General features: G+C 54.2%; 16 protein-coding genes. 4 read left to right on the forward strand and 12 right to left on the reverse strand.

Annotated features, from left to right (window positions below):
- Positions 1-29 precede the first annotated feature (29 nt).
- The gene (locus V7775_RS17600) at positions 30-857 is read left to right on the forward strand and encodes a 3-keto-5-aminohexanoate cleavage protein (RefSeq protein WP_335753228.1); all 828 of its coding nucleotides are present in this window, start codon (positions 30-32) and stop codon (positions 855-857) included.
- On the opposite strand, the gene V7775_RS17605 is transcribed toward V7775_RS17600, so the two are convergent.
- From V7775_RS17605 to V7775_RS17635, 7 genes are all read right to left on the reverse strand, one after another.
- Complete coding sequence (locus tag V7775_RS17605) at positions 830-1603, reverse strand: polysaccharide deacetylase family protein (RefSeq protein WP_335753229.1); 774 nt, start codon at positions 1601-1603, stop codon at positions 830-832. The genes V7775_RS17600 and V7775_RS17605 overlap by 28 nt on opposite strands.
- Positions 1600-2733 (reverse strand): glycosyltransferase family protein, encoded by a 1134-nt coding sequence (locus tag V7775_RS17610; RefSeq protein WP_335753230.1) that lies wholly within the window; start codon positions 2731-2733, stop codon positions 1600-1602. The genes V7775_RS17605 and V7775_RS17610 overlap by 4 nt, the downstream gene beginning before the upstream one ends.
- Positions 2730-3314, reverse strand: coding sequence for a histidine phosphatase family protein (locus V7775_RS17615; RefSeq protein ID WP_335753231.1), 585 nt, complete (start codon positions 3312-3314; stop codon positions 2730-2732). Before V7775_RS17615 ends, V7775_RS17610 begins: the two co-directional genes overlap by 4 nt.
- Positions 3311-4291, reverse strand: coding sequence for a glycosyltransferase family 4 protein (locus V7775_RS17620; protein ID WP_335753232.1), 981 nt, complete (start codon positions 4289-4291; stop codon positions 3311-3313). Before V7775_RS17620 ends, V7775_RS17615 begins: the two co-directional genes overlap by 4 nt.
- Positions 4292-4356: 65 nt before the next feature.
- The gene (locus tag V7775_RS17625; protein ID WP_335753233.1) at positions 4357-5595 is read right to left on the reverse strand and encodes a glycosyltransferase family 4 protein; all 1239 of its coding nucleotides are present in this window, start codon (positions 5593-5595) and stop codon (positions 4357-4359) included.
- Between the two features lie 4 nt (positions 5596-5599).
- Positions 5600-6805, reverse strand: coding sequence for a glycosyltransferase family protein (locus tag V7775_RS17630; RefSeq protein WP_335753364.1), 1206 nt, complete (start codon positions 6803-6805; stop codon positions 5600-5602).
- A gap of 36 nt (positions 6806-6841) precedes the next feature.
- On the reverse strand, positions 6842-8122 hold the full coding sequence (locus V7775_RS17635) for a nucleotide sugar dehydrogenase (protein ID WP_335753234.1): 1281 nt from the start codon (positions 8120-8122) through the stop codon (positions 6842-6844).
- Positions 8123-8347: 225 nt separating this feature from the next.
- On the opposite strand from V7775_RS17635, the gene V7775_RS17640 reads away from it, so the two are divergent.
- Both V7775_RS17640 and V7775_RS17645 read left to right on the forward strand, forming a co-directional pair.
- Positions 8348-10885, forward strand: coding sequence for a mechanosensitive ion channel family protein (locus V7775_RS17640; protein WP_335753235.1), 2538 nt, complete (start codon positions 8348-8350; stop codon positions 10883-10885).
- Between the two features lie 66 nt (positions 10886-10951).
- Positions 10952-11737 (forward strand): MBL fold metallo-hydrolase, encoded by a 786-nt coding sequence (locus V7775_RS17645; RefSeq protein ID WP_335753236.1) that lies wholly within the window; start codon positions 10952-10954, stop codon positions 11735-11737.
- Positions 11738-11847: 110 nt separating this feature from the next.
- Here V7775_RS17645 and V7775_RS17650 read toward each other — a convergent pair whose 3' ends face one another.
- Positions 11848-12783: an MBL fold metallo-hydrolase gene (locus V7775_RS17650; protein WP_335753237.1), complete on the reverse strand. Its 936-nt coding sequence runs from the start codon at positions 12781-12783 to the stop codon at positions 11848-11850.
- A 104-nt stretch (positions 12784-12887) separates the two neighbouring features.
- Between V7775_RS17650 and V7775_RS17655 the strand changes: the two genes are divergently transcribed.
- Positions 12888-13463: a TetR/AcrR family transcriptional regulator gene (locus tag V7775_RS17655; protein WP_335753238.1), complete on the forward strand. Its 576-nt coding sequence runs from the start codon at positions 12888-12890 to the stop codon at positions 13461-13463.
- Positions 13464-13504: 41 nt separating this feature from the next.
- Here V7775_RS17655 and V7775_RS17660 read toward each other — a convergent pair whose 3' ends face one another.
- From V7775_RS17660 to V7775_RS17675, 4 genes are read right to left on the reverse strand one after another with little or no spacing between them, the layout of a single operon-like run.
- Positions 13505-14659 carry an ABC transporter permease gene (locus tag V7775_RS17660; RefSeq protein ID WP_335753239.1) on the reverse strand — a complete coding sequence of 385 codons (1155 nt, stop codon included), beginning with the start codon at positions 14657-14659 and terminating at the stop codon, positions 13505-13507.
- Positions 14656-15684, reverse strand: coding sequence for an ABC transporter permease (locus V7775_RS17665; protein WP_335753240.1), 1029 nt, complete (start codon positions 15682-15684; stop codon positions 14656-14658). The genes V7775_RS17660 and V7775_RS17665 overlap by 4 nt, the downstream gene beginning before the upstream one ends.
- On the reverse strand, positions 15681-17603 hold the full coding sequence (locus tag V7775_RS17670; protein WP_335753241.1) for an ABC transporter substrate-binding protein: 1923 nt from the start codon (positions 17601-17603) through the stop codon (positions 15681-15683). The genes V7775_RS17665 and V7775_RS17670 overlap by 4 nt, the downstream gene beginning before the upstream one ends.
- On the reverse strand, positions 17596-19365 hold the full coding sequence (locus V7775_RS17675) for an ABC transporter ATP-binding protein (protein ID WP_335753365.1): 1770 nt from the start codon (positions 19363-19365) through the stop codon (positions 17596-17598). Before V7775_RS17675 ends, V7775_RS17670 begins: the two co-directional genes overlap by 8 nt.
- Positions 19366-19373: the final 8 nt, after the last annotated feature.

Below are 19373 nucleotides of genomic sequence, written 5' to 3' on the forward strand. Positions count from 1 at the left end.
ACGTTACTTTTGTTCATCCCGAGGCCCCTATGACTCCATGTATCCTATGCGTCGCCATCACCGGCTCTGTCCCGACCAAGGCAGCTAATCCTGCGGTCCCGATTACCATTTCCGAGCAGATCGAAAGCACCCATGCGGCCTATGAGGCAGGGGCCAGTATTTGCCACGCCCACGTGCGCAACGCGGATGAAACGCCGTCGTCTGACCCGGATAAATTTGCCGCATTGCAGGAAGGCATCAAGGCGCATTGCCCTGATATGATTATGCAGTTCTCGACAGGGGGGCGTTCTGGTGCAGGGCAGGAGCGCGGCGGTATGCTGTCCTTGCGCCCTGACATGGCGAGCTTGTCTGTCGGGTCCAACAATTTCCCCACGCGCGTCTATGAAAACCCGCCGCAATTGGTGGATTGGCTGGCGTCCGAGATGGTGAAATACGATGTAAAGCCAGAGATCGAAGCCTTTGATCTGAGCCATATTCACAAAGCTGCAGAGATGAACCGTGATGGCCGCATTCCCGGCCAGCTGTATATCCAGTTTGTGATGGGTGTGAAAAATGCGATGCCAGCGGACAAAGAGACGTTTGATTTCTATATTCAAACAGTGAAACGTTTAGTGCCTGATGCGCTGTGGTGCGCTGCTGGCGTGGGGCCAAGCCAGATCGTTCTGAATGAATGGGCGATTGCTGCGGGTGGTCACGTGCGTGCAGGTCTTGAGGACAATGTGAGGTGGGATAAAACCACGCTTGCGCCGTCCAACGCGGCGCTGATCAAACGCGCAGCAGACCTGTGTGAAACCTACGAGCGAACGGTGGCTACACCAGCACAAGCGCGTCAGATGTTGGGGTTACGTTCCGCCTGAAGCAAGCCGCCAATGTCTGCGGGTTTTGCACCTCCGTCAAGCAAGACCCGCAATACATCACCGCTAAAGGCCCAGATATCTTCGTCATGCACGAGATGATGGGTCAGCAGGCCCAATGGCTCAGTTGTATCAGTGCGGCCTTCGCGTCGCTCGCGCAGTGTGGCGGCGATGCCCTCAATAAGGACTTCTGGCGCTACCAATCCACGATGCCCGCGCCAATAGATTGGATCGATGTGGGTGTTGATTTGCATCAGACCAGTGGTCGCATGGGTAGCGCCACGCGCTCCGTAGGTTGAGACGCCGCGATATCCGGCTGTCGCAAGGACGGGCAATAGATCAGGGGATATCCTGTTCCACGGGGGGACAAATAACTTTATCAATTGGTCGCCAAACCCGTCTTCAAGAACCTCAATCGCCTGTTTTAACTCCGCCGCAGCCTCAGGACGAGGATGCCCGAACTCGGCATTTTTTGAACCCTCAGGCGCGTGGCTGACATGCCGCCATCCGTGGATGATCGGGATCAGATGTGGGTTCTGTTTGATTGCTGGGGGCAATGACGGTGTCATCGGGTCTGGGATCACCGCAATATGGACAGGAACGCCGACGTCATTCGCGATTTGAGAGAGTCGTTGTAACGCAGGAGTGTCCGCAATCGCGTCATCATCGCGCCACCAAATTGGCAAAGGTAGATCATGGTTGCGCCAAAGGGCCAGTTCGGTTGTGAGCAGGGACCAATCAATCTTCATCTTGCGTTCCATAAACTGTGGGTGCGTGAAACCGTGTTCGCAGCTCCGCCAAAGCTGGAGGTCATTGCCTCGCGTCGAGGTGCTTTGATCACAGCACTCAGCGCGGCAGATAGTGTTTGGGCTGTCAGGTCTGCCCGACGCACGGTTTCAATGCCGGATCTTTGGGCTAAAGCATCTGCGCGCAACCCTTGTTCAACTTCATTCCCTTCATCAAAGGGAATGAAGACTGCTGGCGTGCAGGCCTGTAAGACATCGAGGGCGGTGTTGTAGCCGCACAGTGACACAGATGCTGCTGCTCCTGAAAGCATCTGACGGAAGTCTTTGCGTACGGGTTCTACGGTTACGTTTGCGGGCGCGCGAGCTGTAAGATCGTCAATGCGAGACTGCGGAGATGCGCCTCCCACAAGTAGCCGAATTGGATGTTCGATGTGTGGTGCAGCAGACAGGACAGCTTCATAGATCGGCCCGCCCACATCTCCACCACCTGCGCTCACAATGATCTCACCTGTGCCCGCGCCAGTTGGGTGGGGGCCAGCGGCCTTGGGCGCAACAAATCCGGTGTATTGCAGATAGCCACGTAGGGTTTCAGAAACGGGCCAGCTTAGGTCCAACGGTGTAAGGGTCGCGTCGGAGTGCACAAGGACCGCATCATAAAAGGACGTGACCATTTCTTCGGCAAATAGTGTCTTCTTGGGTTTGGAAGGGGGCGCGAGGATGTCGCGGATCGATGCGCAGATCAGCGGAGGCATGGTTTGGGTCTTCGCGACCTTTAACAACGCCTGAAACTCGTCTCGCAAAATACGGCGGCCAAAGGGGAACAGCTCGGTAATCAGAACACCCGGTGCAAAGTTGGTATAGGTATCTAGCAATTGCTTTTGTCTGTGCGCTAGAAACTCTGGTGTAGCTTCGCTTGCGTCAGCACAAATTAGCCGCGAGAAATCAATACCGTTTGAGCGTACAGGCGGCAGTTGAACAACTGGGACATCGTCTTTGGCCAACTGCGGTGCAGGCATGCCGCCACTCACCACGCAAACCTCATCACCTGCTGCAAGATAGGCCTGCGCCAAAGTCATCGCGCGGGCCAGATGTCCTGTGCCCAGCAAGTGAGTAACGACAATCATCACCTTCATGTTGTGGGCTTTTCCAATCGAACGGGCTCGGGTTGTAGCCGCCATGTGTCGCCATCGATTTCGATCACAAACAGGCGGTTACGCTTCACTGTAAATGGAGCAGGTCCGTCGAAATTCCAACCCGTGGCATGGGCCATTAAAACGCGCATGACGCCAATATGACAGACGGCAACGCTGTCCCGAGTTAGGGCCAGCCCCCATGGCACCAATCTGTCACGCAGGGCTGTAGGGCTTTCACCATTCGGAGGCGTATAGTTCCAACCCCAATCGTCGATGTCGCGGTGATCACAGGCTGGATCGGCGCGCAACTCTTTAGCGATGCGGCCTTCCCAATCACCCCAATTCATTTCGATCAAGGCAGGATCAGTGCGCGGTGCTTTACCTGAAACGAGCTGTGCAGTATGTGCCGCACGCTCCAAAGGGCTAGACCATAGTGCGGCAGCGTCCCAAGGGGCGGGCAGGCGTTGCGCGCCCAATTCGGCGACAGCAGTTGCATCCAGCGCGATGTCAGTGCGGCCTTGCACGCGTCCTTCGCGGTTCCAATGTGTATGACCGTGGCGCAGCAGGGCAAGACGGATCATGTGATACCTACCTTTTGCAAACCGTCACGCAGTGTTGCTGCTGCGGCTGGCAGTAAATGAAATTTGCGGATGTGATCGCGGATCGCATCTTGAGATGGTGGAGGAGTGCTTGCAAGATCAGCAAGGCCAGTGGCACCTTGGTCCACAGACGGATAGCTGCGCGGGAATAGGACATCGCGCACGCCGGGGCGGTCTTGGGCAATGACAGGCAGCCCATGCGCCTGCGCCTCTAGATAGGTCAGGCCAAAGGCCTCATCAACACCGGGCCAAATCAAGGCTCCAGCACGGGCATATGCGGTTTCCAGCTCATCTTTGTTTAGCGCACCAAGAAATTTAACGCGTGTGCCAAATGGCACCATGAGGGCTTCGACCTGTGAACGTACAGGTCCATCACCAGCAATTTCTAGGGTGGCTTCATTAGGCAGCAAGGCCATCGTTTGCGCGATGAGTTGATATGACCCCAGCTTGGCCGCTGCACGCATCATGCCAACTGCAAGCAGATGAGCGCCCTTGGCCATGGCAGGCAGATCGCTGCGCGGCAAAAAGGGACGTAAATGAATATGCTGTTGATGTGGGGGCGCATAAGCAAGGAGCGCTTCGCGGTCTCGCGCGGTCAGATAAAATGCAAGGTCTGCTGCATCACAAGCATCTTCAGCTGCGCGGGCAAAGAGATCCCAAGGTCCGCCAAGGCGCTTTTTGGCGCGTGTTGCTTCAATCGTAAGATAGGGGATTTTTAATGCGCGGGCCACCGCAGGGCCGATTAGATCAGGCGCTTTGTAATAGGTGTGGTAGGTGATCCAACCTTGCCAACCTGCTGCGCGGCCTTTGGCAATAATACCCGGGATCAGCGCCTTTGCCTCAGCCATCAGACGTGCCTGAACTGCAGCGTCACCCGCGCCATCGCGACTGCGCAATGTCGCGGCCAGATCAACATTAGCACCTAATTGGGTGAGGGCCGCCATTAAGGAGCGAGCCATGGCACGTTCCCCCGAAGGAACAGGGTGGGCTGGTGGTTTTAAAGGCGCATAAAAGGCCAGCCGCATCAGGTGTTTTTCAAAATGCCACGTAGGCGTTTTGCCAGATGGACAATGCCCGGAGCCATCGTGAACTCTGCATGAAGACGAGTGTGGGCGGCATCTGCAAGTCGTGGACCAAGTTTGGCATCACCAGCAATCGCGAGCATCGCGTCAGCAAAGGCTTGGGGTGTGTCCTGCGCTAGCAGCCCGTGTTCGCCGTCGGTGATGAATTCCGGGATCGCCGACACAGGCGTCGACAAGATCGGCAGCTTTTGACTAGCAGCTTCCATAAGAACATTGGGCAGGCCGTCTCGGTCTCCGTCCGCGGCGATGCGGGAGGGCAGAACAAACAGATCTGCTTCGCGCATTGCCTCGATCACGTCAGGTTGATCACAGGCACCGCGCCACGTGATCTGATCCTCTACGCCTGCGGATTTGGCGCGGGCGCGCATTTTTTCATCTAACGTGCCACCACCGATATGGGTCCAGTGCCAGCCAAGTGATTTAGGTAACAAGGCAAGGGCATCAATCAGCGTATCAAAGCCCTTTTTCTCAACCAGACGCCCAACAGACATCATCCGCAAAGGCGCATCTGCATCTCGCAACGCACGTTCAGGTGGTGCGGGGAAACGCGCAAGGTCCAGACCGTGATAGACCAGATCAACACGCGTGGGCGTATCTGCAAGTGATTGTAGGTGTTCAGCGCCAAATCCCGTGCATGTCGCGCCAAAGGCCGCGCCGTAGGTGTCTGCGGATAGTTTTTCGCGCAGTTCCCATTCCGGCGAGGTCCATATGTCTTTTGCGTGGGCCGAAAACGACCATGGCAGGCCGCGCAAGATAGCCGCATATCGCGCAACAGAGGACGGGGTGTGTAGGAAGTGGGCATAAAGCGCCTCAAGGCCCTCCCCAGCTTCATGCGCCAAGACACAAGCCTGCCCCCAACGTCGACGGCGGTTGGCCGTATCATCACGCACCAGATCACGAGCGTATGCATCTGCAGCTGCATCAAAGCCGGGCAGAGCGGTAACCGCGCCCATCGCCTCATGCACGCGGCGGGGTTCCTCATGGAGGTATTCAGGAAGATATCGCACATGCGCCTTTAGGCGGTCATGCAGCGGGTGGGTTTTAATGTCGGTCGGGTGACGTAAAGACCATAGTTCAAACGCAATGCCTGCTTCCTCAAGGGCAACAAGTTCTTGCGCGATAAAGGTTTCGGACAGGCGTGGCCAGCCTTTGACCACAATGGCGAGAGGGGGCGTGGTCATGGCGTTAGTCCTTTTGGTTCATCAGATTGCGTCCGCGTTGAACAACAACATCCAGCCCGTCCAGCAGACCATCAGCGCCTGCTTGTGAAGGTTTTTGTTGGGTAGGCAAGGCGCGGATGGCTTTGATCATGGCGTCAACGGTCATGCCGTCGCGGCCATTATCCAACATCCGTACCAGTCCCAATTCTTCGGCGCGACTAGCGCGTATCCATTGCTCCAACCGTGGTACAGTGCGCGGCACAATGACGGCGCGCTGATCAAAGCTGAGAACTTCGCAGAACGTGTTGTACCCACCCATGCACACGACACCTTGCGCATTTGCAAACAGTGCCTCGATATGGCTGTCAAATCCGGTAGCAATAACGCGGCCGCCTAAAGCGTCAACGCGCGCGTCCATCGCATCGCGGACCTCACCAGACAGGAAGGGGCCATAAACCAACATCGCTTTTGGTCCCAGTGTTGGGTCTGCCTCGTAGGCATCCAGCACAAGCGAAACCATAGCTGCGCCGTCGCCACCACCACCAGGGGTGATAAGGATATAGGGTTCGTTTGGTGCATCGGCGGCATCGGTCAATTCACGACGCAGATACCCCGTGTAATGCATCCGTTCACGGGTGGCGTCGCTAAAGGGCAACCCACTTGTCGGGTCATAGATACGTTCGACGCCGTAAACCCAGAATTCGTCATAATAGGCCTCGGCGGCTTTAACCGCACCTTTGCGTTCCCATTCGGCAGCCAGCACCTCAGGTTCATCCAGAACATCGCGCAGCCCCAGCACCATGCGGCAATCGCCTTTTGTTTGCAGCCACTCCAGAGTGGGGAGCAATTCGCCGCGAAACCCAGTGGGTTCTTTGTCTACGATCAACAGATCAGGTTTGTATTGTTCCACTGCGGACTGGATCAGCCCTGAACGCAAGTTTGTTGTGGCATCAATATCCAACCCAAGGGTGGAACTGACGTATGATCCATCAGGTAGTTTTGTCACGCCAGGCAGACGAATGTGGTCAACCCGTTCAGGAAAGGTAAAGCGGCCTGCAACAGGGGACCCCGTCAGGATGATCGCCGAGGCTTGATCATCCCCAGCAGTCAGTGCGGTGGCCAGCGCGCGAGAGCGACGCAGGTGGCCCAGCCCGAATGTATCATGGCTGTAGAGCATAACGCGCCGCGCTGGTGCGCGTGCGTTGGCTTGGACGATGGCCTTTTGCGGCATAATTTGTCTTTCCGTCATGGCGTGTATCTGGTGGAATTAGAGCCGCAGGTCGCTACCTGATTTTCCGAATATTCCCTTAATGTCATACAACACTGCACCGTCCTTCCCAAAGGTCCGGATGGCATCACTGCCCAAACTTACGAACTCGCGATGCCCAACAGCCACAAGGATCGCATCATAGGCGCCAATTTCGGGGCTTTCTACCGCTTGGACACCGTGTTCTGCGCGCAAACGTTCAGTTCCGACCCACGGATCGTGTACTATGGCCTGTACCGCGTACTCGCCCAACTCGGCCACGATATCGGCAACGCGAGTGTTTCGCGTATCTGCACAGTTTTCTTTGAACGTATAGCCAAGGATCAGCACACGCGCGCCGCGCACGCCGATCTCTTTTTTCAACATTGCCTTGATCAGGGTTTGGGCAACATGCGCGCCCATGGCATCATTGATCCGTCGGCCAGCAAGGATAACTTCGGGATGATATCCCAACTGCTCAGCGCGGTAGGTGAGGTAATAGGGATCAACCCCGATACAATGCCCGCCAACAAGACCGGGTTTGAATGGGAGAAAATTCCATTTGGTTCCCGCCGCCTCAAGAACCTCAAGCGTATCAAGGCCAAGACGTGCAAAGATCAGCGCGAATTCATTCACCAGCGCGATGTTCAGGTCGCGCTGTGTGTTCTCAATCACTTTGGCGGCTTCGGCGGTTGCGATGGTGGGGGCACGGTGCAGACCAGCTTTTACAACGGGCGCATAAATCTTTTCGACGCGGTCCAGGGTTTCATCGTCTTGGGCAGCAATGACTTTGATAACATTCTCCATGGAATGTTCTGCATCGCCGGGGTTCACGCGCTCGGGGGAATAGGCCAGCTTGATCTGCGTCCCACCTTTTAGGCCACTTCCCGCAGCAAGGGCAGGGCCGCAGACGTCTTCGGTGACGCCGGGGTAAACCGTGCTTTCCAACACGACCAGTGCACCATCCGTCAAGTGCGGTGCGATAGACGCACAAGCGCCCAATATTGGACCTAGATCAGGGGCATGGGCGTCCGTTATGGGGGTGGGGACGGCAATGATAAATGCGGTCCTGCCTTTAAGGTCAGCAGCGTCATGGGAAAAGCGTGCGGCGCTGCTGGCTACTTTTTCATCGGCGATTTCGCCGTTTGGATCACGCCCTGCGCGTAGGGCTTGGATCACTGGGGGATGGATATCAAACCCGAGTACATCAAACCCCGCCCGCGCCAACGCCAGCGTGAGGGGGAGCCCGACATAGCCAAGGCCCAATACTGCGATCCGGTCGTTGTTTGGGGTAGTGGTCATTTTAGTATCCTCGGACTGCGCTAGAGACGGGTATAAACGGTCGCACCCATCAACCCGCTATGGCATGAAATGCAGACTCTTGTAAAACATGATCAGGATAGCTGATGCCATCCACGCTCCTAGAAAATGGTGCGTCCGCGGGCAATTGCAATGCAAGGTCCAAACCCGTAGCGTCAACTGACTGTGAGCACTGCCCATACCAGAACGCCAAAAGGGACTCCAAATATGATCTACCGCCTTGTACTGGCTGCATTGATATGGCTCACGATGTCTTTATCGCCAACCAGCAGTGCATATGCCCAAGGGTTGCAAACCTTGTTGTCTGGCGGAAAAGAGGAGGTCGCGCAGACTGCTCAAGAAACGCTGGCTGACACACTCAGAAACGCCGTCAAGGAGGGTGTTGACGTCATTGTGATCGACACCGAAGGGCGTGTGATCACCCAGTCCGAACCTAAAACATCTGTGAGTGTTGCACCGACGGTCGAAGATTATTCGCGTTTGATGAAGGCCCAAGAAAATGCAGATCACTTGCGGGATGCATTGTTCACGCGATTGAAAGAATTACCCTCCGCCGTGAATGAGGTGATCTATATCCTACGCGCCGCATCGCCGGACGGCACGATAATGCTGTTTGTCAAAACACTGGGGCTAAGTTTGCTGCTGTTTGGGGTGGGTGTCATCTTTGAACGTGAGGTGTTTGGCAAACGTTTTGCACGTAAATTTGTTGTCAGCCGTGTTGTCGACGCGCCGATGGGCTACGCGGAGAAAATGCCGTTTCTCGTTTTCCGTTTCTTTACGGGCGTGATCGGTATTTTGACGTCTATGGCCGTGGCCTATATTCTGGGTATCGCTTTCTTTCCTCCAATCGAGGATAGCGCGATGCAATTTACGATAACGCTGATCAACATCGCGTATTTCGGTAGCCGTGTCACGGCTGGGCTGTGGCGGATGATCTTGTCACCCTTCCTTGCACAATATCGCATTCCAATCATTGATGACCACGATGCCAAAAGGTTGCACCGTTGGCTGTGGGTGTTGGGCAGTTTCGATATCTGTGCGATCTTGTTTGGTATTTGGATTGGGGAACTGGGCTTGAATTACGATGTCTATGCCCTGTTTGCGGCCAGTCTGTCTGGCGCGGTTGTTTTGTTGAATATTTTATTGGTCGTGGTCAATCGTAACGCTATTTCAGTTGCATTGCGTCATGGAAAAGAACCCAACGAGGTGGGGATGCTCGCTCGTTTGCTGAGCCGTTTATGGGCGCCGATGATCATTTTGTATGTGATCTTTGCGTGGTTTGAACTGACCTATGATCTGGTTCTCGAAAACCCCAGTTCGATCCCCTTGATCGCTGGTGCTTACGGTATCCTTATTTCTATCATCGTGGTCTACGGCGTTGTGAACTACCTGATCGAACGGGGCTTTGCTCGCGCGCGGGTCATGCGCCTAATGCGTGACAAACAGGTCGAGGTCGAAGCCTATGAGCAGACCCGGCTTGAGAATGAGGCACGCGCGCAAATGACCCTGCGCGACGATAGCCCGGACCCTGACCCCGAAACAGCACTGGAAGGCGACACAGACGCAGGCGCGCTTGCGGATAGGATCGAACCTGCTCTGACAAGGTCATCAGGTCCCACAAGCACTCTCACGGAGGCAGAGCATGATATGCTGTCTGCGGCGGCAGAAGAGCACGGTAAACCCGTGCGGGTCCTCAACAGCTTTGAAGCATTAGCGCGGCGTGTGGCGGGTATTTTGGCATTTGTTGCTGGCGCATATGCGTTCTTTTACATCTGGGACAATGACAGCGCCCGAATGGTTGAATCCGTTCTGGATCGGCTGCTTGATATCATCATCATCATCTTTCTCGGCTATGTGGTTTTCCACGCATTTCGTATCTGGATCGATACAAAAATTGCCGAAGAAACCAGTGACGAAATCGAAGCAGAGCCGGGGGACGAAGGCGGCGCATCCTCGGCTTCACGTTTGGCCACACTTTTGCCGCTCTTTCGAAATTTCACGTTGATCGTGGTGATCGTGACAATCACTTTAATTGTGATGATGGAAATAGGGGTCAACGTAGGGCCGTTGTTTGCTGGTGCTGGTATCGTTGGGGTTGCTGTCGGTTTTGGGTCTCAGGCGTTGGTACGTGATATTTTTGCGGGCGCGTTTTTCCTGTTTGATGATGCGTTTCGCAAGGGCGAGTATCTTGATGTTGGCGGCGTCAAAGGAACCGTTGAGAAGATCTCGGTGCGTTCGTTTCAACTGCGTCACCATTTGGGGGCACTGCACACAATTCCGTTTGGCGAGTTGCAAGTGATGACAAACTACAGCCGCGACTGGGTCATCATGAAGCTGCCCTTGCGGGTGACCTATGACACAGATGTTGAAAAGGTCCGCAAGCTGATCAAAAAACTGGGGGTTTTGTTATTGGATGATCCTGTGATTGGTCAAAATTTCATTGCACCTCTGAAATCTCAAGGTGTGATCGAGATGCAAGATAGCGCCATGATCATCCGCGTAAAGTTTATGACCAAACCTGGGGATCAGTGGCTGGTCCGCAAGCGGGTTTATGAAGAAATTCGCGCATTGTTTGAACTGGAAGGGATCAAGTTTGCCCACCGCGAAGTCACCGTCCGTTTGGCGGATGGCAAGGCAGCTGACCTTACCGAAGATCAAAAGCGGGAGGTGGCGGCCGCCGCACATGCCTCTATCGAGGAAGATGTCGAAGATTTGACTGACACAGATGGCGGCGATGATCGTTAAAACTTGATACTCGTTCTGGGTGTTCTAATTTTCATGTATGACGTTCACATCTATTAGGAGATTCATATGTTCGATTTATCTGCCCCCTCTCGTCGCCAGTTTTTGGCCGTAACCGCTGCGGCAGCCGGAGCTGTTACAATCTTACCATTTGGCGCGCGCGCTGCTGGTCATGCGCATGATACGTTTGACACAGCTGCAGGTCCGATTTCGATTTCTCCAGTATCGCATGCGTCTTTTGTGGCTCAAACTCCAGTTGGCGTAATCTATGTTGATCCGGTTGGTGGCCCCGAGAAATACAGTAGTTTCCCTGCTCCTGATCTGGTGCTCATCACGCATGAACACGGTGATCACTTTAATCAGGAAACACTGGATGGCATCGTTGTTGAGGGCACCCAGATGATCGTGAACCCTGCCGTTTTCGGGATGTTACCCGATGCAATGCAGGCGCAGGCCAGTGCCGTTGAAAATGGCGGTGTCGCAGTGTTCAATGAACTCAGCATTGATGCGATCCCTGCCTATAACACCACTGAAGAACGTAAAAAGTTCCATCCTATGGGACGTGACAACGGGTATGTCCTGAACTTTGAAGGATTCCGCATGTATGTTTCGGGTGACACCGAAGATACGCCTGAAATGCGGGCGCTTGAGAACATCGATATTGCATTTGTCTGCATGAACTTGCCGTTCACCATGGATGCAAATACGGCGGCCTCTGCCGTGGCTGAGTTTAAGCCAACCTATGTATATCCATACCACTACCGCGGCCGCGACAATGGCACACAGGACCCTGCCGAGTTCGCCAAAATGGTTGGTGAAGGCATCGAAGTGAAAATGGGCGGCTGGTACGGGTAATCTACTAACCAGAATGCTGATTTGTGAAGATGAAAAAGGGGCTGCGGAAACGTGGCTCCTTTTTGCTTGGTGGTGTTGCGGGCAAAGATGTCGCCCGCAACTAAACTTACTTAACTTTTGGGGAACAAGAACAGGTTTTGAATATCCACAAGACCTGCGGCTAGGTAGGAGGGGTAACGCTCCATAATTGCAGCTTTCAACTCGTCACCAGTGTTGGCCTTGGCATAGGCAGCTTGCACATGATCCAGATAGATTAGTGCATCATCCATCGCCTGACGTGAGCCAGCTGTCGGGCCGTGCCCAGGAAGAACAAGATCAAAGGACGTGTCGTTTTGCATGTCGACGAGGCCTTTTTTCCAACCGTCGAAGTTCCCGTGACCACAGAACAGGTGGCAGTTATTATACAGCATGTCCTGTGCAATCAGCACTTTTTGATCTGGCAAATAGATCGTCATCATGTTGTCAGATTCTGCATCTGTGACATGGCGGAATTCAAACGTGACACCATCGATCACCTCTGTTGTGCCATGTTCAATGACACGGTTTGGGACGACCTTTGTCGGCGGCACATGTTTGCCCAATGACTCGATGCTGATCTCGATGAAAAAATCACCCAGTTGATCAATTTCGGCCTGTGTTTCTGCAAAGGAATAGATTGGAACATCGCGGAACTGATAAGCGCCAAACCAGTGATCAGGGTGCAAGTGCGAGATGATCATCCGGTCCACTGGTTTGCCTGTTTTCTCGGCGTAGTCGCGGATTTCTTGTCCATAGATTACCGAACGCTGGCCATCCACAAACACAAGGCGTTCCGGCGTTTCGATGACATGCGTAGTGACGCAACCCGTCAAATCAGGGCTTTGGTAGCTGTGGATTTTCACATCCCCAAAATCGGCAACGGTAACGACACCATGTTCAAGCGGCGTGGTGCCTTGTCCAAGTGGACCGCCCCCAAGGGCGTTCGCGCTAAGAAGGCTTGGCGCAGCAAGTGTTGTGGCGGCAGTGCCAAGCAATAGTGAGCGACGGTTTACAATAAGATTTGACATGTAGCTCTCCCGACTATCAAGTACTAGATAGGTTATGGGTAGACGCTTGTTTTTCATCCGTCAATCCCCTATCTATTACTTGATAGATGAATGAGGAGAGTGTGATGAGCGTTGCAAATCCTAGTGACAAGGCGGTGGCCATATTGAATTCGGCGCGCGCCCTGATGATGGACCGTGGCTATAATGGTTTCAGCTTTCGCGATGTCGCGGCTGAGGTTGGTATCAAAAGTGCCAGCATTCACTACCATTATGCGACCAAGGCCGATTTGGCAGAGGCCACGGCAAAAGCGTATCGAGAAGCGTTCTCAGACGCGATGGATGGATTGGTGGGCTTAGATGCGCCAGCAACTTTGCGGGCATACGGCACATTCTTTGTGACAACGCTTCGCGATCAGGGTGGTTTGTGCCTTGGCGGTGTTCTGGCAGCAGATGCCATTACGCTACCTGATCAGGTGCGCGCGGAAGTCATCTCATTTTTTGACACGCAACATGACTGGGTAGCGGCCGTATTGCGTAAAGGTCAAGCAGAAGGCGGCATCCGCGCCGACCTTGATGTAGATACCTTCGCGAAGGTATTTGTGTCTGGGCTTGAGGGCGCGATGATGGTGTCTCGTGGCATCAGGCAGCCCCAAAACCTTGAAACGGTTTTGGAGCATTTGATTTTGCTGGCACGGCCTTAGCACGTGCCTCCCTTTAAGCGAAGAACGGGGCAAGCCCGCCTTTAGCTGCGGTATGGATCAAGCGAAGCGCGTAGCCCATCACCAAGGAAGTTGAATGCCAGAACGACAACGATGATGGGAAGCATCGGGATCGCTGTCCACGGATAGATTTCGATGCTGGCAAGGTTTTGTGCATCGTTCAGCATCACACCCCAAGACACAGCAGGTGCCCGCAGACCAAGCCCCAAAAAGCTAAGCGCAGTTTCACCAAGGATCATCGCAGGGATCGACAAGGTTGCGCTGGCAATCAGGTGGCTCGTAAAGTTTGGCAATAGGTGACGCCGGATCACACGGGCAGGGCGTGCGCCCATCATTTCAGCGGCACGCACGTATTCTTCTTCCCGCAGGCTTAGGAATTTTGCGCGTACAGCACGCGCGAGGCCCGGCCAGTCGAGAATCCCCAAAATGATTGAGATGATAAAGAACACTGCAACTGGTCCCCAGTTGGAGGGTACGGCTGCAGATAGCGCCAACCACAGTGGCAATTCAGGTAATGAGCGCAGTATTTCGATGGCGCGGTTGATGGTCCAATCTATCTTGCCACCAAAATATCCAGCCATCGCACCAAAAAAGATACCTAGGATAAAGCTGACTGTGATGCCGATGATCCCAACAGTCAGCGACAGCTGCGCACCGAATAAGATGCGGCTAAACACATCGCGACCCAAACGATCAGACCCCCAAAGGAATACTGTGCCGCCTTCTGGTGCGCAGACCAAATGGGTATCTGATGGGATGAAACCCGCCAGATTGTATTTCGCCCCTTCACAGAAAAACTTGAGCGGTAGGGGCTGTGTTGTATCAACGGTATAACGCCAGCGGTAATTCTCTAAATCGGCAACTGCGAGTGTTGGATAGACATAGGGGCCAATAAATTCGCCTTCGTGCCACAGGTTAATTTCCTGAGGTGGATGGTACAGGTAATCTGCGCTTCGTTCGTTGGCGCCGTAGGGGGCTATAAACCCAGCCACAGGCAGAATGAGATAGCAGATCAAAAGGAACAATCCGGACATCAGCCCCAGCTTGTGACGGCGAAACTTGCGCCAGATCAGGACCGAGCTGGGTGCGTCAAATTCTGCGCGTTCTGGCGCAGAAAGGTCTGCGTCTTCGGACCACGGCTCGCTATCGACATAGCGATCATCTGATGGGGTGCTCATGTTTTGCGCCCCCCTAATCGAATACGTGGATCAAGTAGCATCAACAGTACATCCGAAATCATTGTCCCAATCAGGGTCAGGAGGGCGACGAACATCAAAACAAATGCTGCCAAAAACTGGTCTTGGGATTTGAGCGCCGTCAGCAGGTAAGGACCAATCGTTTGAAGACCAAGGACAACTGACACCAAAACCGATCCAGACACCATTGCTGGCAACAGGGTGCCAATGTCCGCGACAAACGGGTTGAACGCCATGCGCAAAGGGTATTTGCGCAACATCTGTGAGGGCTTCATGCCCTTGGCAATTGCGGTCTCCACGTAGGGTTTGCTCAGCTCATCGAGCATGTTTGCGCGCAGGCGTTGCATCATAGCAGCCGCGCCCGACGTACCGATTACAAAGGTCGGGACGATGAGGTGAACAAGGATAGATTGCACCTTGGCCCATGACATCGCTTGGCCTTCATACTCAGGGCTCATGAGGCCCCCGATGGGCAGATTAAAATACTTATTGCCATAGTAGAACAGGATCAAAGCAAGCAGGAAGTTAGGGGTGGCTAGGCCAAGGTATCCAACAAAACCGGCGGTGTAATCCACCCACGTTTCGGATTTGGCTGCGGCGAGCACACCCAAGGGGAGGGCCACAACATAGACAAACAAAACTGCCGCAAGGTTCACCAACACGGTGAGCCACAAGGCATCTCCGACGATCTCGCTCACGGGGCGGTCAAATTCAAATGACCAACCAAAGTTACCCTGAACCAACCCAGCAAAACCCTGCGGGCCGGGCATGAAGCCTACCCAGATCATATATTGTTCCCAAAGGGGGCGATCCAACGCATATTCAGTCCGCAGAAACTCGGCCTTGGCGACGCCCTCGGCCTGACCTGTGGCGCGCAGCTCTGCGATTTGGTTACTTAGGAAATCACCGGGAGGCAGATTGATAATCACAAACACAAGGATGGATACAATCCAAAGCGTTAGCAGCATCGTCGCAAAACGGCTGATGGCATAGCGCAGGATCATCATTGGCTTACCTGCATAAATGCATCCTCAAAATAGAATTCGTCAATGTGGTGGATGCCAAAATGTGAACCCGGGTCATAAGCCCAAATCCCTTCCTCGGGAACATTGCGCAAGTGTTTCGAAACCACCACAGGTTGTGGCGCGCCGGACAAAATCCCAATCGCAAACTGTTGTTGGGCATGAATGTCCAGCATCTCGGCCCAGATTGTCGTGCGTTTGGCTGGGTCATTTGTGTGATCCCAGTCCCATTTGAGTTGAAGCAACCGCTTGGGGGCTTTCATGTCAGGTTCTTCACCGGATTTCCCCATGGTTTGATAATATTGGCCCCATTTCGGCCAAGAAAAGAACTCTTGCTCGGTTGGGGCAAGGTATTTTGGCGATGTCTCTGCGCGCGGCAGGCCATTGTCCCAGCCATACCAAATAGCGGCCATTCCAGTTCCCGCATAAATGCGGCTACGCATGATGTCGCGGTTAAGGGGGCGCATGATCAGGCGGATGCCCAGCTCGCGCCATGTATCTGTGATGATGCTAAGGGCGTTTTCTTCTTCCTGACGTTCCCCTGCGGTCTCAATGACAAACTCCATAGGGCGCCCGTCGGGTAACTTGCGAAGGCCGTTTGGCGTGCGCTCGGTCAGGCCCATTTCGTCCAGCAGTTGGTTGCCTTGGTCGATGTCCAAAGCCGACCATGCGGCCAAGTCGTCTGGGTTGTGCAGGGGGCTGCGTGCAAGGGCGGTCATGCCGCCCTCGTTAGCCATGCCAAAATACAGCGCACGATTGATCATGCGGCGGTCAATGCCAAGGCTCAGCGCGCGGCGAAATCGTACGTCACGCATGACATCGCGCCAGATTGGATCAGCAAAGTTGAGGTTAGGGTAAATGGCAAGTTGGCTTGCGGTGCCATTGCCCCACAAGAGGGTGCGATAGTTTCCGCCATCGGCCTCTCCTTTTTTCAATATTGCGACATTGCGAAAATCAAGGCCACGTGCCTGAAGGTCTACTTCGCCAGCGTTTGCTTTTGCCGCGATCAGGCCCCCTCCCACTACGGTCATTTCAACCACGTCGATGTAGGGCAATTGCGTGCCGGCAGTGTCGATGCGGTGGAAAAAGGGGTTGCGAACGAACAAGTTGCGCGAGGTTGGTTTGCCTGAGGCGTTCAGCCATGGCTGTAACGTAGGTTGATCAGGGTTGTCGAACTTGTACATGTTGTCGCGCTTATTGTGCAGCGCTGCCCAGCTTTTCACACGTGCGTTAAGTATTTCCTGAACGAGGTAGTTGGGATCTGCAAAATCGACATGAAATTGTTTAAGATAGTGAGCCGGCCGATAAATAAATGGCGGTCTGGCCTGTGCCAGTAGCGGTAAAAAATTCGAGTTTGGCGATGCCCATTCAAAAACAACAGTTTGCGCATCTGGAAAGGTGACTGTACCCAGTTTGCCATCAATGGTCATCCATTCTGGTGGGCCTGAAGGGGTGATCTCGGCATTGTTGGCCACATTCTCCCACCAATAGGCGAAGTCCGCTGAGGTAAACGGAGCGCCGTCTGACCAGCGGTGACCGCGACGTAGATGCAAGGTGAATTTGCGATCTTCTTCGATGCTGATGTCGCGCAAAATGTCGGGCTGCAGGGAATAATCGGGGTTATACCCAACCAAACGAGCATACCCATAGACAACCATTTGGCGGATATCTTTGCTGCGTGATACAAGTGTGCGCAATGTACCGCCCTGAATGCCTAGCGTGCGGCCTTTTGCCTCTAGGTCAACGATCAGCGGGTCAAGAGGTACGCGATCCGCGGCAACTGGAAGATTGCCGTTTTGAACTTCGGACGCCCAGAACGAGCTTTCTTGCACAGATGTCGTCTGGCTGAATGCGGGCGCGGCAAGCAAAAGCAACGTGGCGGAAATTTTAATCAGTTTATGCATGATAGCGTACCATATGTCCGGGCTCTAGTTCACGCAGGTCAGGGGCGTTTTGCCCTTCAAACCGGAACATATCTGGCCACCCTTCAGGATCGCCAGCGCCCTTAGCCACCAGATCTAGGTCGATAGGGCGGTTTATGTCTGGCTCTGGCTGGGCGGCGATTAGGGCGCGAGTATAGGGGTGTTGCGGGTTGTAAAACAGGGTGTCGGGCGGTGCCTGTTCAACGATAACACCTGCACGCATGACTGCAACTTCGTCAGCGATACGGGCGACAACAGCCAAATCATGGGAGATAAACAAGTAACTCAGGCCTGCACGGTCGCGGATGTCCTCAAGCAGCCCCAGAATTTGGTCCTGCACTGAAACATCTAGGGCGGATGTTGGTTCGTCACAAACCAACAACTGTGGATCAAGGGTAAGCGCACGTGCGATCGACAGGCGTTGGCGTTGGCCGCCTGAAAATGCATGCGGATATCGGGGCAACATATCGGGACTTAGGCCTACCATACGGATCATCTCAGCGGCCTTTTCGCGCCGCTCTGAGCGATTGCCAATGCCATGTATTTCCGAGGGCTCCATCAATGCATCCACCACCCGCATACGTGGGGACAGGGACGAGTAGGGGTCTTGGAACACCATCTGCGCATCACGCTGAAAACAGCGGCGCTGGGTGTTGCTCATGCTGTGTACTTTCAGGGGTGTCTCACCTGCGCGGGGTGCAAATAGAACTTCGCCGCCTGCATCGGGGGAAATTGCGCCGAGTGCGATTCTAGCGCATGTTGTTTTACCAGAGCCACTTTCGCCGACCACTGCGAGTGTCTTGCCGCGCGGCAGTTTAAGATCAACGTCGCGGCAAGCGGTGATAACCGTGGGCGGCTTCCACCCGTTTGCGCGCATGGTAAAGCTTTTGGTTACATTGCGGATTTCTAGGATCAGATCTGTTTGTGGCATTACCCTAGCTGGCTCGGCCACGGTGGGGATGATGGGTGCTGCCGCGAATAGCTTTTTGGTATAGCCATGTGCAGGCGCTCCCAGAACGGCTTGCGCACAGCCAGCTTCCATCACGCGGCCCTTGTTCATCACAACAACTTTGTCTGCCATATTGGCAACGACGCCTAGATCATGCGTAACCAGAATGACGGCCATGCCTGTTTCGGCCTGCAAATCTTTGATCAGCCCCAGAACTTGCGCCTGTGTTGTTACATCCAGCGCGGTTGTCGGCTCGTCCGCAATCAATAGATCAGGCTTTGATACCATCGCCATGGCGATCATAGCGCGTTGGCGCATACCGCCAGACATTTCAAACGGATAGCTTGACCATGCCCGTTCCGGATCAGCAAATCCGACACGCTCGAACTGTGCTAATACACGCGCCTTTGCTTCTGCTTTGCTGATTTTTTCATGCAGGTGCAAAACCTCGGAGACCTGATCGCCCAGTCGGTGCAATGGAGACAAAGAGCGCATGGGCTCTTGAAAGATCATCGAGATTCGGCTGCCGCGCAGGCTGCGCATTTGTCGTTGAGAGGCGTTGATCAGATCGTGAACGTCACCGTCACAATGATAGCTCACCTTTCCGCCGCGCAGCTGTGCACCAGTAGGCAGAATGCGTAATAAGGATCGGCACGTCAAAGTTTTGCCCGATCCACTTTCGCCAACAAGTGCAAGGGTTTCACCACATTCCACCGAAAATGACACGTTTTGAACAACAGGCGGCGCATTTCCGAAGCCGATTGTCAGTGATTCTACGTCCAGCAGTGGCATGATTGTTCCCT

It is taken from the genome of Sulfitobacter sp., from assembly GCF_036960155.1.
Taxonomy (GTDB): domain Bacteria; phylum Pseudomonadota; class Alphaproteobacteria; order Rhodobacterales; family Rhodobacteraceae; genus Sulfitobacter.

What these genes read in the sequence shown, in the direction of transcription:
- V7775_RS17660 (WP_335753239.1), bottom strand. Translation starts at nt 14,659, where the DNA reads ATGAGCACCCCATCAGATGATCGCTATGTCGATAGCGAGCCGTGGTCC.
- V7775_RS17670 (WP_335753241.1), bottom strand. Translation starts at nt 17,603, where the DNA reads ATGCATAAACTGATTAAAATTTCCGCCACGTTGCTTTTGCTTGCCGCG.
- V7775_RS17605 (WP_335753229.1), bottom strand. Translation starts at nt 1,603, where the DNA reads ATGAAGATTGATTGGTCCCTGCTCACAACCGAACTGGCCCTTTGGCGC.
- V7775_RS17635 (WP_335753234.1), bottom strand. Translation starts at nt 8,122, where the DNA reads ATGACCACTACCCCAAACAACGACCGGATCGCAGTATTGGGCCTTGGC.
- V7775_RS17655 (WP_335753238.1), top strand. Translation starts at nt 12,888, where the DNA reads ATGAGCGTTGCAAATCCTAGTGACAAGGCGGTGGCCATATTGAATTCG.
- V7775_RS17620 (WP_335753232.1), bottom strand. Translation starts at nt 4,291, where the DNA reads ATGGCTCGCTCCTTAATGGCGGCCCTCACCCAATTAGGTGCTAATGTT.
- V7775_RS17625 (WP_335753233.1), bottom strand. Translation starts at nt 5,595, where the DNA reads ATGACCACGCCCCCTCTCGCCATTGTGGTCAAAGGCTGGCCACGCCTG.
- V7775_RS17615 (WP_335753231.1), bottom strand. Translation starts at nt 3,314, where the DNA reads ATGATCCGTCTTGCCCTGCTGCGCCACGGTCATACACATTGGAACCGC.
- V7775_RS17640 (WP_335753235.1), top strand. Translation starts at nt 8,348, where the DNA reads ATGATCTACCGCCTTGTACTGGCTGCATTGATATGGCTCACGATGTCT.
- V7775_RS17645 (WP_335753236.1), top strand. Translation starts at nt 10,952, where the DNA reads ATGTTCGATTTATCTGCCCCCTCTCGTCGCCAGTTTTTGGCCGTAACC.
- V7775_RS17630 (WP_335753364.1), bottom strand. Translation starts at nt 6,805, where the DNA reads ATGCCGCAAAAGGCCATCGTCCAAGCCAACGCACGCGCACCAGCGCGG.
- V7775_RS17610 (WP_335753230.1), bottom strand. Translation starts at nt 2,733, where the DNA reads ATGAAGGTGATGATTGTCGTTACTCACTTGCTGGGCACAGGACATCTG.
- V7775_RS17600 (WP_335753228.1), top strand. Translation starts at nt 30, where the DNA reads ATGACTCCATGTATCCTATGCGTCGCCATCACCGGCTCTGTCCCGACC.
- V7775_RS17650 (WP_335753237.1), bottom strand. Translation starts at nt 12,783, where the DNA reads ATGTCAAATCTTATTGTAAACCGTCGCTCACTATTGCTTGGCACTGCC.
- V7775_RS17665 (WP_335753240.1), bottom strand. Translation starts at nt 15,684, where the DNA reads ATGATGATCCTGCGCTATGCCATCAGCCGTTTTGCGACGATGCTGCTA.